This is a genomic window from Bradyrhizobium sp. 31Argb (assembly GCF_043638955.1).
Taxonomy (GTDB): domain Bacteria; phylum Pseudomonadota; class Alphaproteobacteria; order Rhizobiales; family Xanthobacteraceae; genus Bradyrhizobium.
Map to the genome: position 1 here is coordinate 1 of NZ_JBEGDB010000210.1, position 14,119 is coordinate 14,119.

At 63.5% G+C, this 14,119-nt stretch carries 12 protein-coding genes and 1 pseudogene; 7 read left to right on the plus strand and 6 right to left on the minus strand.

Annotation, left to right across the window (positions count from 1 at the left end):
* Positions 1-154: 154 nt before the first annotated feature.
* Together AAFX91_RS29950 and AAFX91_RS29955 are read right to left on the minus strand one after the other, a co-directional pair.
* Positions 155-1,051 carry a methylated-DNA--[protein]-cysteine S-methyltransferase gene (locus AAFX91_RS29950; protein WP_394569024.1) on the minus strand — a complete coding sequence of 299 codons (897 nt, stop codon included), beginning with the start codon at positions 1,049-1,051 and terminating at the stop codon, positions 155-157.
* 54 nt (positions 1,052-1,105) lie between these two features.
* Positions 1,106-1,624: a DUF2244 domain-containing protein gene (locus AAFX91_RS29955; RefSeq protein ID WP_394569025.1), complete on the minus strand. Its 519-nt coding sequence runs from the start codon at positions 1,622-1,624 to the stop codon at positions 1,106-1,108.
* Between the two features lie 22 nt (positions 1,625-1,646).
* On the opposite strand from AAFX91_RS29955, the gene nth reads away from it, so the two are divergent.
* The 3 genes from nth to AAFX91_RS29970 all read left to right on the plus strand — a co-directional run bounded on the left by nth (position 1,647) and on the right by AAFX91_RS29970 (position 5,261).
* On the plus strand, positions 1,647-2,411 hold the full coding sequence (gene nth, locus AAFX91_RS29960; RefSeq protein ID WP_130578046.1) for an endonuclease III: 765 nt from the start codon (positions 1,647-1,649) through the stop codon (positions 2,409-2,411).
* Between the two features lie 71 nt (positions 2,412-2,482).
* A complete protein-coding gene (locus AAFX91_RS29965; RefSeq protein WP_394569026.1) occupies positions 2,483-3,646 on the plus strand; it encodes an HlyD family secretion protein in 1,164 nt (387 codons plus the stop codon).
* Entirely contained in the window at positions 3,633-5,261 is a 1,629-nt protein-coding gene (locus AAFX91_RS29970; protein WP_394569027.1) for an MFS transporter, read from the plus strand. Before AAFX91_RS29965 ends, AAFX91_RS29970 begins: the two co-directional genes overlap by 14 nt.
* A 10-nt stretch (positions 5,262-5,271) precedes the next feature.
* Here AAFX91_RS29970 and AAFX91_RS29975 read toward each other — a convergent pair whose 3' ends face one another.
* Both AAFX91_RS29975 and nikR read right to left on the minus strand, forming a co-directional pair.
* A complete protein-coding gene (locus AAFX91_RS29975; RefSeq protein WP_130578015.1) occupies positions 5,272-6,021 on the minus strand; it encodes a sulfate transporter family protein in 750 nt (249 codons plus the stop codon).
* 78 nt (positions 6,022-6,099) lie between these two features.
* On the minus strand, positions 6,100-6,540 hold the full coding sequence (gene nikR, locus AAFX91_RS29980; protein WP_130578014.1) for a nickel-responsive transcriptional regulator NikR: 441 nt from the start codon (positions 6,538-6,540) through the stop codon (positions 6,100-6,102).
* Positions 6,541-6,763: 223 nt separating this feature from the next.
* On the opposite strand from nikR, the gene AAFX91_RS29985 reads away from it, so the two are divergent.
* On the plus strand, positions 6,764-8,893 hold the full coding sequence (locus AAFX91_RS29985; protein ID WP_394569031.1) for a TonB-dependent receptor: 2,130 nt from the start codon (positions 6,764-6,766) through the stop codon (positions 8,891-8,893).
* Between the two features lie 5 nt (positions 8,894-8,898).
* On the opposite strand, the gene AAFX91_RS29990 is transcribed toward AAFX91_RS29985, so the two are convergent.
* Positions 8,899-9,786 (minus strand): YiiX/YebB-like N1pC/P60 family cysteine hydrolase, encoded by an 888-nt coding sequence (locus AAFX91_RS29990; RefSeq protein WP_394569028.1) that lies wholly within the window; start codon positions 9,784-9,786, stop codon positions 8,899-8,901.
* 191 nt (positions 9,787-9,977) lie between these two features.
* Between AAFX91_RS29990 and AAFX91_RS29995 the strand changes: the two genes are divergently transcribed.
* The 3 genes and pseudogenes from AAFX91_RS29995 (at position 9,978) to AAFX91_RS30005 (ending at position 12,972) form a co-directional block, all read left to right on the plus strand.
* Entirely contained in the window at positions 9,978-11,399 is a 1,422-nt protein-coding gene (locus AAFX91_RS29995; protein WP_394569029.1) for a flavin monoamine oxidase family protein, read from the plus strand.
* A gap of 22 nt (positions 11,400-11,421) precedes the next feature.
* A pseudogene (locus AAFX91_RS30000) lies at positions 11,422-11,553 on the plus strand (ATP-binding protein); the annotation flags it as partial.
* Positions 11,554-12,588: 1,035 nt separating this feature from the next.
* Complete coding sequence (locus AAFX91_RS30005) at positions 12,589-12,972, plus strand: SHOCT domain-containing protein (protein ID WP_027583651.1); 384 nt, start codon at positions 12,589-12,591, stop codon at positions 12,970-12,972.
* 97 nt (positions 12,973-13,069) lie between these two features.
* Here the strand turns inward: AAFX91_RS30005 and AAFX91_RS30010 are convergent, their stop codons facing one another.
* Positions 13,070-14,014 carry an MBL fold metallo-hydrolase gene (locus tag AAFX91_RS30010; protein ID WP_394569030.1) on the minus strand — a complete coding sequence of 315 codons (945 nt, stop codon included), beginning with the start codon at positions 14,012-14,014 and terminating at the stop codon, positions 13,070-13,072.
* Positions 14,015-14,119: the final 105 nt, after the last annotated feature.

Genomic DNA, 14,119 nt, shown 5'->3' on the forward strand with positions numbered 1-14,119 from the left:
AGAAGCGAGACCCCGGCGAGCGGATGACGCAAAAGGGATTGACTGATCCAGGCCCGTTACAGAAGGGTGGGCAAAGCGCAGCGTGCCCACCATCACGAGCCGAGTGCGGATGGTGGGCACGGCGCTACGCGCCTTTGCCCACCGGGATCGCTCACTAATTCAATCCCAACTGCCCGGCTTCCCAGCCGAGCATCGCCTGCTTGCGGGTGATGCCCCAATGATAGCCGGTGAGCGCGCCGCTCTTGCCGAGCGCGCGATGGCAGGGCACCACGAACGACACAGGGTTGCGACCGACTGCGGCGCCGACGGCGCGCGAGGCCTTCGGGCTGTTGATCTTGCAGGCGATGTCGGAATAGGACACCGCGCGCCCCATCGGGATCCTCAGCAGCGTCTCCCACACCCGCACCTCGAAATCGGTGCCGATCAGGACCACGCGCAGCGGCTGGTCCGGCCGCCACAGTTTGGTGTCGAAGACGCGCTGTGCAATCGGAGCCGTGCCTTCGGCATCCTCCACATAGGTTGCGTTCGGCCAGCGCCGGCGCAGGTCGGCAAATGCCGTCGCCTCGTCCCCGGGATCGGCGAAGGCGAGACCGGCCAGACCGCGGCTGGTGGCGATCACGATCGCGGTTCCGAATGGCGAGGGGTGGAATCCGTAGCTCAGCGTGATGCCTGCGCCGCCAATCTTCCATTCGCCCGGCGACATCGCTTCGTGGGTGACGAAGAGATCGTGCAACCGGCCGGGGCCCGAGAGTCCCGAATCGAGCGCGGCATCGAGCACGCTCGCGGAATCGCGCAACAGGTTCTTGGCATGGTCGAGGGTGAGCGCCTGCATGAACGCCTTTGGCGTGAGCCCGGCCCAGCGACGGAACAGGTGGTGCAACTCGTCCGGCGTCACGCCGGCGGCATCCGCCACCGCCTCGATCGTCGGCTGCGCGCGCCAGCGCTCCGAGATGAAGGCGATCGCGCGCCGTACCGAATCATAGTCGCGCAGCGCAGCGCTCTCGAGGCCCTGCTTGGCCAGACGCTGGTCATGGATGGCGAGTGTCATCATGGAGGCTGATTTAGGGCGCATGCGGCTGTTCAACCACCCGTTTTCCGACAACCCTCAATGGATCGGATTACAGATCGGCCCGCGCTTGGCGGCATTCAGCGCGGCAATTAAGGCTTTGGCAAAGCTAGCTTTTTCGTCCGGACCCAGGAAGCTGCCGATGTCGACGCGGCGTCCCCTAGAAACCAGGTAGAGCCGCTCGATGCCGAACTCGGCGTCGACCTGCTGCTCGAACTGCACCCAGAGCGGATTGGGCACCCATTCCGCGACATGGCCGCGATGGCTGATCCGGCGCACCCGTAATTCCGATGGCGTCACTGTGATTTCCTCGCAGGCCTGGGCCGCGCGGAAATTGACGCGGAAGGCCCAATAGATGACCAGCACGTCGAGACCGAAGAAACCGAGCACCGGCCAGGCGCCGATCCACCAGAATACGGCGCCGGCGGCAAAACTGACCACGCTGACGATGCTCATCAGCACGATGAAACCGGTGCGGTTGAGCGAGCGGTGCGGCGTCAGCAGCGCCGAGAACAGCTCTGGTTCAAGCGTTGGGTCAAAGTCGTTGCTTGCGCTCATGGCCTACCAGTATATGCCGATCATGGCCAAAATCATCCGCGCTCAACGCGCCAGGAAACCCACCGTTCGATCGTCGCCGAAAAAGTCGGCAAAGAAGCCGGTGGCCAGGCCGCCCGCTCGCGCGGCAAAGAAATCCCTTAAAGCGCCGAAGCCCTGGACCCCGGCCGACGTGCGCGAAGCATTCGAGCGGTTCCGCAAGGCCAATCCGGAGCCGAAGGGAGAGCTCGAGCATCTCAACCCGTATACGCTGCTGGTTGCCGTCGTGCTCTCGGCGCAGGCGACCGATGCCGGCGTCAACAAGGCGACGCGGGCGCTGTTTGCCGTCGCCGACACGCCGCAGAAAATGCTCGCGCTCGGCGAAGAGAAGCTGCGCGACTACATCAGGACCATCGGCCTCTATCGCACCAAGGCCAAAAACGTCATCGCGCTATCGGAGAAGCTGATCTCCGATTTCGGCGGCCAGGTGCCGCGCACCCGCGCCGAGATCGAGTCGCTGCCCGGTGCCGGCCGCAAGACCGCCAATGTTGTGCTCAACATGGCCTATGGCGAACATACTCTGGCGGTCGATACCCACGTGTTCCGTGTCGCCAATCGCACCGGGCTTGCGCCGGGCAAGACGCCGCTCGAAGTCGAGCTCGGGCTGGAGAAAGTGATTCCGGCCGAGTTCATGTTGCATGCACATCACTGGCTTATCCTGCACGGCCGCTACACCTGTCTCGCTCGCAAACCGCGCTGCGAGGTATGCCTGATCAACGATCTCTGCCGGTGGCCGGAAAAGACGGTCTGAGCGATGATGGCTGCCGTCGGCCGGCCGCTGTCTCGGTAGTTGCGTGAGAACGATGACCTGGGGAACGTATCTTGAGTGAGCAGAACCAAATCACCCCGGCACCGCTGAACAGGATTGCGCCGGCACCGGCTCCGGCCCCGACGGCTCCTCCGCCGAAGCCGTCGGCTGCACCATCTGGTACGTTGGGGCGGCTGGCCATTCCCGTATTCGCCGTGCTCGCCGCCCTCGCCTTCATTGCGTTGGCGACGCTGCGCTGGGACGAATGGGTCGGCGCCGCCACGATCCAGACCACCAACGATGCCTATGTCCGCGCTGAGCTGACACGGCTGAGCAGCCGCGTCGCCGGTGAGGTGTTGACGGTGGCGGTGAAGGATTTCCAGCACGTCAAGGTTGGCGATCTCCTGGTGCAGATCGATCCCGCCGATTACCAGGCCCAGGTCGCGCAGGCTGAAGCTGGCGTCGCCGCCGCGCAGGCCGCGCTCGACAATCTGAACAACCAGGTCGAACTGCAATATGCGACGATCGCGCAGGCCGAAGCCGCGCAAGTATCTGCGGCAGCGCTGGAGGTCGAGGCGCGCCAGGAGCAGGAGCGCCAGCAATCGCTGTCGCAAACGGACGCAGGCACGCGGCAGAGGCTCGAACAGGCAACGGCCGCCTATGCAAAGGCGCAAGCCGATGTGCGCGCGAGCCGCGCCGTGGTTGCTGCGCAGCGCCATCAGCTCGAAGTGCTGCAGGGCACCAAGAAGCAGCGCGCCGCCGATCTCGATGCCGCCAAGGCGCAGCTCGCCGCCGCGAAGCTCAAGCTTGGCTACACCAAAATCGTGGCGCCGTTCGACGGCGTGGTCGGTGAGCGGCAGGTGCAGCCGGGCGACTACGTCAATATCGGCACCAACCTGATCAATGTCGTGCCGCTGCCAAACGTCTATGTGATCGCCAACTACAAGGAAACCCAGCTCACACGGGTGCGGCCGGGCCAACCCGTCGAGATCACCGTCGACAGTTTCTCGCGCGAGAAATTGCGCGGTCGCGTCGAGCGCATTGCGCCGGCCAGCGGCTCGCAATTCGCGCTATTGCCGCCGGATAACGCCACCGGCAATTTCACCAAAGTCGTGCAGCGTATCCCGGTCCGCATCCGGTTCGACGAAAACCAACCGCTGCTCTCGCGCCTGTTGCCCGGCATGTCCGTGATCACAAGGATCAATACCGGCGATGAGGAGACGAATGGCGGCAAATGACGACGCCGGCCGCGGACCGGTCTCGCAGGGCGGCATTGCGCGGCAGCCGCTGTTTGCAGTCGCCGCGGTGCTGCTCGGCGCGTTCCTTGCTAATGTCGACAGCCGGCTGACCACGATTGGCCTGCCGGACCTGCGCGGGGCCTTCTCGCTCGGTTTCGACGAGGGCGCCTGGATTTCGACCGCAGGAATCGGCTCGCAGATCTTCATCGCGCCGGCAGTCGCCTGGCTTGCCACGGTGTTCGGCCTGCGCCGTGTGTTGGGTATCCCGAGCCTCGTCTATGCCGGGGTGTCGCTGATCATCCCGTTCGTCGACCATTACCCCACGCTGATCGGGCTCAGCATCGTGCATGGCCTGTTGCTCGGCACTTTCGTGCCCGCGACGCTGATGATCGTGTTCCGGAATCTGCCGATCCGCTGGTGGATTCCGGCGATATCGATCTATTCGATCCGCGTCGGCTTCGCGCTCGATACCTCGACCTCGCTGGTCGGCTTCTATGTCGATCATCTCGGCTGGCAGTGGGTCTATTGGCAGGGCGTCGTCATCGCGCCGCTGATGGCGCTGATGGTCTATCTCGGCACGCCCAGTGAACCCGTCAACAAGAACCTGCTTCGCGATGCGGACTGGGGCGGCATGCTTCTGCTCGGCAGCTCCGTCTCGATGATCTATGCCGGTCTCGACCAGGGCAATCGACTCGACTGGCTCGAGTCCGGCACGGTGATGGCGCTGCTGCTTAGCGGCGCTGCGCTGTTCGTCGTCTTCCTGATCAACGAGGCCATGGTGCGGCAGCCTTGGGCGCATGTGAACGTGCTGTTCTCGCGCAATGTCGGGCTCTCGCTGGTCGTCATCCTGCTTTACACCCTCACCGGCCTGTCCAATTCATCGCTGGTGCCGAACTTTCTCGGCACGATCGCGCTGATGCGGCCGGAGCAGAGCGGCGTTTTGCTCTTGACCTATGGCGCGCTGCCGATGTTCGTGCTGGTGCCAATCTCGATCTATCTGCTCAGACATTTCGATACGCGCACCGTGGTCGTCCTGGGATTCTCGGCCTTCGCCGCCGCCAATCTCTGGGGCACGCAATTGACCCACGACTGGGCGCGGGGGGATTTTGTCGGCATCGTTCTGCTGCAAGCGATCGGGCAGTCGCTGACGCTGCTGCCGATCATCATCATGGCGCTGTCCAATTCCGACCCGAGCCGCGCCACGGCGTTCGCCGCCTATATCCAGATCATGCGGCTTGGCGGCGCCGAGATCGGCGTGGCGCTGATGGGCACCTGGCTGCGGGTCCGCGAGCAGATCCATTCCAACTATATCGGGCAACACGTCGCCAATGGCGATGTCAATGTCATGCGCATGCTCAAGCAGCTCGCCGATCAATTCGCCGCTCACGGCGTGGGCCTCGCCCAAGCGCGCGCGGTGGGAACGCTGGCGGCGCTGGTGCAGCGCGAGGCCAATGTGCTCGCTTATATCGACGGCTTCTGGCTGTGCTTCTGGCTCGCGATGACGGCGCTGTTCTTCGTCGCCCTGATCACCCGCGCGCCGCCGGGACCGTTTACGCCGGAGCCGTTCGGCTTTGCCAAGATGGTGATGCGCAAGTGCGGAATGTCGGTGGCCTGACCGTCGACTGCTAGCGCATCGACATTCCCTGCCGTCGCGGCTCCAGCAACTGCGGCCTCGGGCCCGATAGCCGTTTGTGCATGTGGACCATGAAGGCCATGCCGAACAGCGGCGTCGCTAGGTTGACGATCGGTATAGACACGAAGGCGGCGATGATCAGACCGGCGGTGAATATGGTCGCGGCATTGTCCCGGCGCATCGCCTTGGCCTCGGCCGGCGGCCGGAACCGCATCGCTGCGAGCTCGAAATATTCGCGCCCCAACAGCCACGCGGTGGCGAAGAAGAAAATCAGGAAGCCGGCACCGGCGAAGAACACGAAGGGCAGCGCGATCAGATAGACCAGGATGGTCAGCAGCGCGGTCTTGATGCCCTCGGTCATGGCAAGGTTGAATGGCAGCGCGACGCCGGGCTGTTCCGCCGGATAATGTTCACGCTCGACATGGTCGGCCACCTCGTCGACGAAGAGGCTCGCCACCAGCGAGGTGATCGCGGGCATCAGGAAGATGCCGCCGAGCACCACGCCGAGGCCGGCGGCGATCGAGACGATCCAGGAGAGCACGTTGAGCGTGGAGTGGAAGTTGGGGCCGAGTAGGCCCTCAGCCCAGACCTCGCCATAGTCGGCAAACCAGCTCAAGAGCCGCTGCAATCCGATCGCGAGCACCGTCACCAATACCAGCGCCACGCCGACCGAGCGCCACAGGATCGAGCGCATCGGCGGCGACAGGATTTGCGTCAGCGCCTTGACGGCGGCATCCAACATGGTGGGTTCACCTCTCCCAAAAGCCCCCGCGAGAGGTAGACATGGCAAAAGGTTTCGGCAAGAGCCGGACGGCCGCCCTCAATCGTGCCGGTGCCCATGCTTGCGCGGCTTCTTGTCCGGTGCGGTCGGGATCATCACGACCCGTCCATAGCGCACGCCGCGTTCGGCGATGACGTGGTCGGCGAGATGGCGGACGTCGCCGGCGGCTCCCTTCAGCGCGGTCACTTCCATGCAGCTATCGTCGTCGAGATGGACATGCAGCGTCGCCAGCGACAGGTCGTGGTGACCATGGAAGTTCTGCACCAGCCGCTTTGAAAGGTCGCGCGCGGCGTGGTCGTAGACGTACACCAGCGCCGCCACACATTGCCCCGACGTCGCTGCGTCCTCGACGCTCTGCTGCAATCCCGCGCGGGCGAGATCGCGGATGATCTCCGAGCGGTTCTGGTAACCGCGCGCTTTTGCCGCGGCGTCGATCTCGCCGAGCAAATCGTCCTCGATGGTGATGGTGATCCGTTGCATCCAAATTTTCCGATTGGTGTCGCGGGGGCGTCAGTATGATGTTTTGGTTGTAACGTCACACTTGGCTTGCTAGCCTCGCCGGGCGGGGTTGAAGTCGAATTGGTGCGGTTGCCTGCCGATTGTAGCAGGTTGCCCTGCGGGAGCATGGGCGTTGCGTGAACTTGTCTGGCGGATTCTTCCCGCCGCCTCCCTTGCCATTGTTACGTCGACGGCGCAGGCGCAAATGTCTGTCGCCGGGTCCGCCAATCAACTTCCACCGGTCACGGTGACGTCGCCGGAGGTGGCGCCGCCGAAGCGGATCAAGCGGGCCGAACAGTCGCGCCGTCCGCGGAGCGGCCGACGCACGTCGGTAGCCCGGTCAACCCAACCTGCATCCGCGGCGAATGGCGTCACCTCCGGTTCAGGGCAGTCGGATGCGCCCAATCTTCTGCCGACGGCCGCGAGCGAGACGCGCATCAGCGGCGAGGAGGTCAATGCGCTGCCGGTGTCGCGCGTCGGCGAGGTCCTGGAAGTGGTGCCCGGTCTGATCGTCACCCAGCATTCCGGCGAGGGCAAAGCCAACCAATATTTCCTGCGTGGCTTCAATCTCGACCACGGCACCGATCTTGCGATCAAAGTCGACGGCATGCCCGTCAACATGCCGACCCATGGCCACGGCCAGGGCTATGCCGACATCAATTTCCTGATCCCGGAACTGATCGGCTCGATCAACGTCCGCAAAGGTCCGTACTACGCCGACACCGGCGATTTCTCTTCCGCCGGCAGCGTCGGCATCGATTATGTCAACCGGCTGCCGAAGAACATCGCCCAGGTGACCTTCGGCAGTTTCGGCTATCAGCGCGCGCTGGCGGCGGGCTCGACGGCGGTCGGCGAGGGCACCCTGCTCGGCGCGATCGTGGCCAACAAATATGACGGCCCATGGGACGTGCCTGATAATGTGCGCAAGGCGAGCGGCGTGCTCCGCTACAGCCAGGGCACCGCGACCGATGGCTTCACATTGTCGGCGATGGCCTATTCCAACGGTTGGACCTCGACCGACCAGGTGGCGCAGCGCGCGATCGACCAGGGCTTGATCGGTCGGTTCGGCTCGCTCGATCCCACCGACGGCGGCACCTCGAGCCGCTTCAGCCTCTCCGGCAATTGGGCGCGGTCCGGTGACTACGGCCAGACCCGGGCGAATGCCTATGTGATCCGCTCGTCGCTGCAACTGTTCAACAACTTCACCTATTTTCTTGACGATCCCATCAATGGCGACCAGTTCAGCCAGCTCGATCGCCGCACCGTCTATGGCTTCAACGCCTCTCATGCCTTCGATGCGCGCGTCGCCGGCGTCGAGACCCAGACCCGCGTCGGGCTGCAGACGCGTGGCGACGATATCGAGGTCGGCCTGTTCAAGACCTTCCAGCGCGAGGCGCTCTCGACCGTGCGCCAGGACCGCGTGCAAGAGGGGAACGTCGGCCTGTGGGCCGACACCACCGCGCGCTGGACCGACTGGCTGCGTACCACGGTCGGCATCCGCGAGGATTTCTTTGCGGGCCACGTCTTCAGCGACACGCCGCAAAATTCCGGCAACGCGCAGGCCGCAATGACCAGCCCAAAGGCCGGCATCGTGCTGGGCCCGTGGTACAAGACTGAATTCTACGGCAATGCCGGCTACGGCCTGCACTCGAACGACATCCGCGGCGCGACGATCACCGTTGATCCCACCGACAAGGTGACGCCGCTCGATCGCGTGCCGCTCCTGGTTCGCTCCAAGGGCGCCGAGGTTGGAATCCGCACCAAGGCGATCGAAGGCCTGACCAGCTCGCTTGCGGTGTTCGTGCTCGACTTCGATTCCGAACTCCTGTTCGTCGGCGACGCCGGCACCACCGAGCCGAGCCGCCCGAGCCGGCGCGTCGGCGTTGAGTGGACCAATCAGTACAAGCCGTTGCCGTGGATGCGCCTCGATGTCGATCTCGCCTATACCCGCGCGCGCTTCACCGATTTCGACCCGGTCGGCAATTTCATTCCGGGCGCGCCGGCCTGGATCGCCAGCGGCGCCGTGACGTTCGGACGCGAGACGGGCTGGTTCGGCGCCCTGACCGCGCGCTATTTCGGGCCGCGCCCGCTGATCGAGGATGACAGCGTGCGCTCGCAATCCTCGCTGATCTTCAACGCCCGCGCCGGCTATCAGTTCGACAATGGCATGCGGTTGCAGCTCGACGTGCTCAACCTCTTCAATGCCAACACCAACCAGATCGAATATTATTATTTGTCGCGCCTGCCGGGCGAACCGATCGATGGCGTCGCCGACCGCCACATCCACCCGGCCGAACCGCTCGCGGTCCGCCTGACACTGGCTGCGCGCTTTTAGCGAAATCAGGCCGCGAGCTCCGGCGCCTTCACTTCCGCATCTTCAGTCGCCACCGGAAGCGACGTTTCCTGGTCAGGCGTTTCAGGAACAAGCGGCGGCGACTTTTCGTGAAACACACTGAATTCGCCCGCCACCTCCTCGAGCGGCTTCTGCTTGTCGGCCCAGTGCAGGGCGGTGTAGTCGAAGCCGTGCACGATGGTGGGTTTGACGACTTCGAAATAGGGCGAGATGTCGAAGTCGCGCGGCATGTAGAGCGAGGAATCGCGGATGTGCAGGATCTCGCGCCGCGCTCTGCGGCTCGAGGTGCGTGTGATCTTGGGCAGGATGGGATAGCGCACGGCATCGAAGGCCTGTGCGATCAGTGCCGAGCAGATGATCTTGGTGGGATCGCCCGAGCCGAGCGCGATCATCCGCCGTCGCCAGCGCTGCGGCACCGGCAGCGGGAACAGATAGCGCGCAAGGTCGACGATGTTCTTGGTGTCGTAGCCGAAGCCGATCCGGTTGATGGCGTAGCGGCACACCGTCTCGCGGTCCTCGTAGGACAGGCCGACCGGGCGACAGAGGCGGGTATGATAGGGGAAATATTTCGACAGCGGCGCGGCGGTCACGCCTTCGCCGATATTGGCCTCGATCAGCACATGCGGCTCGCCGTCAGGCTCGCAGGCACCGTCGACCGGACCGACATAGAGCGCGGCATGCGACCAGGTCGATTGCGTGAGGTATTTGATGATGCCGGAAATGCGGTTGTTGCCTTCGACCAGCAGGACATCGCCAGGCTGGATCACGCCGCGCAGATGCTCCGGATCGCTCGGCGTGAACGGCTCGTAACCCGGGATTTCCTTCTCCAGGTAGCCCGCGATCACCTTGCCGATCGTGTCGAGCATGACGCCCATAAATGTTTCCCCCTGCGCGGCTTGCCCTTCCGCTTTTTGGTTCCTTATCATGGTCGCGAGCGGTTGCAATTTAGTTCATCGACGCAGCCGATCAATCATGATTGATTCACCATGATGGTTGCTGCGCCGCATGAGATGCGGCAAGGTTCGCGGACTGTTCCCATTTGCTTCAAGCCTGCGGAAACTATGATATGACGATCACCCGCCGCAACTTCCTGTCGGCGTCCGCAGGCATTGCCGCCACTCCGCTCCTTGCCGGCCGCGCTGGAGCCGCGCCGCCGGCGCGCGATGCCGACGTCGTGGTGATCGGCGCGGGCGCTGCCGGCATTGCTGCGGCGCGGCGAGTACTGGCGGCGGGCCGCAAGGTGATCGTGCTGGAAGCGTCGAGCCAGATCGGCGGCCGTTGCCAGACCGACAGCTCGACCTTCGAGGTCCCGTTCGATCGCGGCGCGCGCTGGGCGCACAATCCCGAGACCAATCCGATGATCCGCCTCGCGCGGACCGCGGGGCTCGAGCTGATGCCCGCGCCATCGGGCGAGAAGATCCGGATCGGCCGCCGCAATGCGCGTCCCGGCGAGACCGAGGAATTCCTGGCCGCGCTGGTGCGCGCCAATCGCGCGATCGACGATGCCGCGCGCAGAAGCGACGTGTCCTGTGCCTCGGTGCTGCCAAAGGAGCTCGGCGATTGGGCCGGCACGGCGGAGTTCGTGCTCGGCGCCAGTTTCACCGGCAAGGACCTCAAGGAGGTCTCGGTCGTCGACAAGGCGCGGGCGCAGGATCGCGATAACGCAATCGCCTGCCGGCAGGGGCTCGGCACGCTGATTGCGAAGCTCGGCGCGCAGTTGCCGGTGGCATTGTCGACGCCCGCCACCCGCATCTCCTACAGCAACCGCGACGTCGAGGTGAACACGCCCTCGGGCAAGGTCCTCGCGCGCGCCGCGATCATCACGGTGTCGACCAACGTGCTCGCGGCCGGCAAGCTCAAGTTCGATTCTGAGCTTCCCAAGCGCATCGGCGATGCCGTCGCAAAGCTCAGCCTCGGCAGCTACGACCGCATCGCGCTGCAGTTGCCCGGCAATCCGCTGGGGCTTGCGCGCGACGATGTCCTGATCGAGCAGAGCAATTCGATGCGCACCGCGCTGCTCTATGCCAATATCGGCGGTTCATCCCTGTGCACCATCGACGTCGCGGGCTCGTTCGGCCGCGATCTCTCGGCAGACGGCGAGCAGGCGATGGTCGCGTTTGCGACGGAATGGCTGAAGAAGCTGTTCGGCAGTGATGCGGCGGCCGGCATCAAGAAGTCGAGCGCGACGCGCTGGAACGCTTCGCCCTATATACTGGGCGCGATGTCGGTGGCCGCGCCGGGCGGGCAGGCCGCACGAAGAGCGCTGATCGATCCGGTCGGCTGCATGTATTTCGCCGGCGAAGCCACGCATGACACCTTGTGGGGCACGGTCGACGGCGCCTGGGAGAGCGGCGAGCGGGCCGCGGAAGCGGCGCTGCGTCGGATCGGCGCGTTGCCCGCAGCACCGTCGGCGGCAACACCGCCGCAGAAGCAGCGCAGGCGCGCACCGCCGGCGCAATCGGCCCAGCCGCGAGGGCTGTTCGACTGATGCCACGGCCGATGGCGTCGATCCATGCGGCGAGAACGGCGAGTTTCATACCTGCGTGGTCGCAGGCCCGATGTTCTCGCACCGGATCGCAGTCACCACAGGCGAATGGGTGCAACGCGATAGTTATGCGTGTTGCGATCTGGTGATTGTGTAGCAATTGTAGGGTGGGCAAAGCGTAGCGTGCCCACCATCTCTCCACGTCCGCGATCGTGAATGGTGGGCACGCTTCCGCCTGTGCTGGTTTGAGCAGTGGTGTATGTAGTCGCTTTGCCCACCCTACAGATGCGCATTTTAGCGCACCACTCTTTCCTCGTCATTGCGAGCGAAGCGAGGCAATTCATGCCTCCGCAAGTGGCGCGATGGATTGCTTCGCTACGCTCGCAATGACGGGGATGGGTTCTGATTCAAATGTCAAACAGCGTGGGGATGTGAGTTCGCATTCTCGCGGCGCGTTGCGTCCGAGCTTTGCTTCACTTTCCACCCTCCTCGATGTCAGAGGGCGCAGGGAAAGCCGGGTGCTGGTTGCACCCGTGGGTCCCGTGCAACAAAAAGCACGGGGGTAGGACCACAGGTTCAACCGAAGCATTCCGGCTTTCCCTGCGCGATGGTTTACGGCTTACTTCGTGCTCTCCCCGGTGACCGGGCTTTCTTGCCACCGTCGCCTCTCGCGCGAACTTGTTTCGCGCGAAAAACTTAGCGCCAGCGTCGGGGCGCCAGGACCACACGACTTCGCCGTCCGTGATGCGCATGCTCGTCAGTCACACGCATCCCGTCCACCGCATCTCACCGCAACGTTCGTGACGATCGCGAGCCGCCCCTCATTCGCGTGAGACGCGCGAAGTTAAATCACTGATTTGCCCGACGGGTTAAGCGATTTATTTTTCGCGTGAGCACTGGACAGGCATTCGGGTGATTTGCCCGTCGGGTTGATTTGTCGCACCCACTGCATCCACATCGTCATTGCGAGCGCAGCGAAGCACTCGCCTGGTTGGAAGGCGTGTACCCGAGCGGCTTCCGCTCTTGAGGGCAAAGCAGACCTAGGTTGAGGACCGGGGGATACCCGCCTGGGTGGCCCTCGATCCGACATACATTGATCTAAATCAAACGCGGGCAGCGGGATCGCGCTCTAAGGAACAATATCGGGTCGGCTGGAACTGTTGCACCCAGTGGCAGGCAGAGGAGGATTGCAATGTTCTTCTTTCAGGAGGGCTTCACCTATCGAAATTTCCTGCTGGACGTCCTCACCATATTCTTCTTCATCGTGTGGTTCTGGCTACTCATTACTGTCGCTTCCGATCTATTCCGACGCCACGACATTTCGGGCTGGGTCAAGGCAATATGGGTGATAGGATGGATAATATTTCCATTCATTTTCATGCTTGCATACCTGATCTTTCAGGGAAGAGGCATGGCGGAGCGTAACATGCAACAAGCTCGGCAGGCGCGCGACGAACTCAGGAGTGCAATTGGTTTCAGCGCCGCAGATGAAATCGAAAAGCTCGGTCGGCTGAAACAGGCAGGGTCGATCAGCGACGCTGAATTTACACGGCTGCGCGCTCGGCTCGTACAGTAGTGCTGCTCGGCTCTTCGTCGCGCTGATATCCTTGCCGTGCTGCGCGCAACCCCGGGGGCAGGGTCGGCGATCATCGTGATCGCGGTTGACATGCGACTCACACCGGCAGCTTCAACTCCATCAGATCTTTCGCCACCACGATGCGGCCGGAAAAAGTCTTCTTCACGTCTTCGGTCCAATTCTCGTCCGTGACCAGCGGGTCGTCTCCGGGGACGAAATGGCTCATCACCAGCACCTTGACTCCCGCAGCCGCCGCCACGCGGCCGACGTCCTCGGTCGTGGTGTGGCTCTCGAGCAGATGCTTCTTCAGCGTTGCTCCGTTCTTCGTCTTCGCGATCAGGCGATCGACGGCAGGCAGATACATGCATTCATGCACCAGCACGTCGGCGCCCCTGGCGAATTCGGCGAGCTTCGGATTGTAGGCGGTATCGCTGGAGAATACGATGGTGCCATCGGGCGTCTCGAATTTGTAGGCAAAATTGTCGACGATCGGGGGATGCGGCGTGCGGAAGGCCGTGACCGTCACGTCGGATGTTTTCAACACCACACCGTCGTCGCTGATATCTTTCGCGATCAGCAATTCGCGCGGATCGGGCCGGCCTTCATCCTCGATTCGGGTCTCGACGTCGAACTTGTTCAGCCCCCAAAACGCCTTTGTCATCGCCTCGATCCCCTTCGGGCCAAACGAATGGATCGGCGTGGACAGGCCGGCGGCCCAGGCATTGTAGGAGAGATTGCCGTATTCGAGATTGTGATCGGAATGATGGTGGGTGATGAAGATGTATTTGATGGAAGGGATTGGCACGCCCGCATTCACGAGCTGACGGCTTACGCCCATGCCGCAATCGATGACAAACGGCGTGTCGTTGACCACAACGAGGTTGGCAGGATTTGAAGCGCCAACGCCGACGCGCGGACCGCCTTTGGTGCCCAGAAACACGATCCGCGTCCGAGGCTTTGTGGCCTGTGCCAGCACAGCCGGAGCGGCAAGTGCGGCGGCGCCGACGAGCGCCAGTTTCAGCGTATTCCGGCGATCGATCATCGATACCTCCCTCGGCCTTTTCTTTAGACTAGGGTCTGTTGGGATTCATCGGGAGTTTATCACGGCAGCGGTCAGATGGATCATGGCTGCGAAGCTTTGATCTGT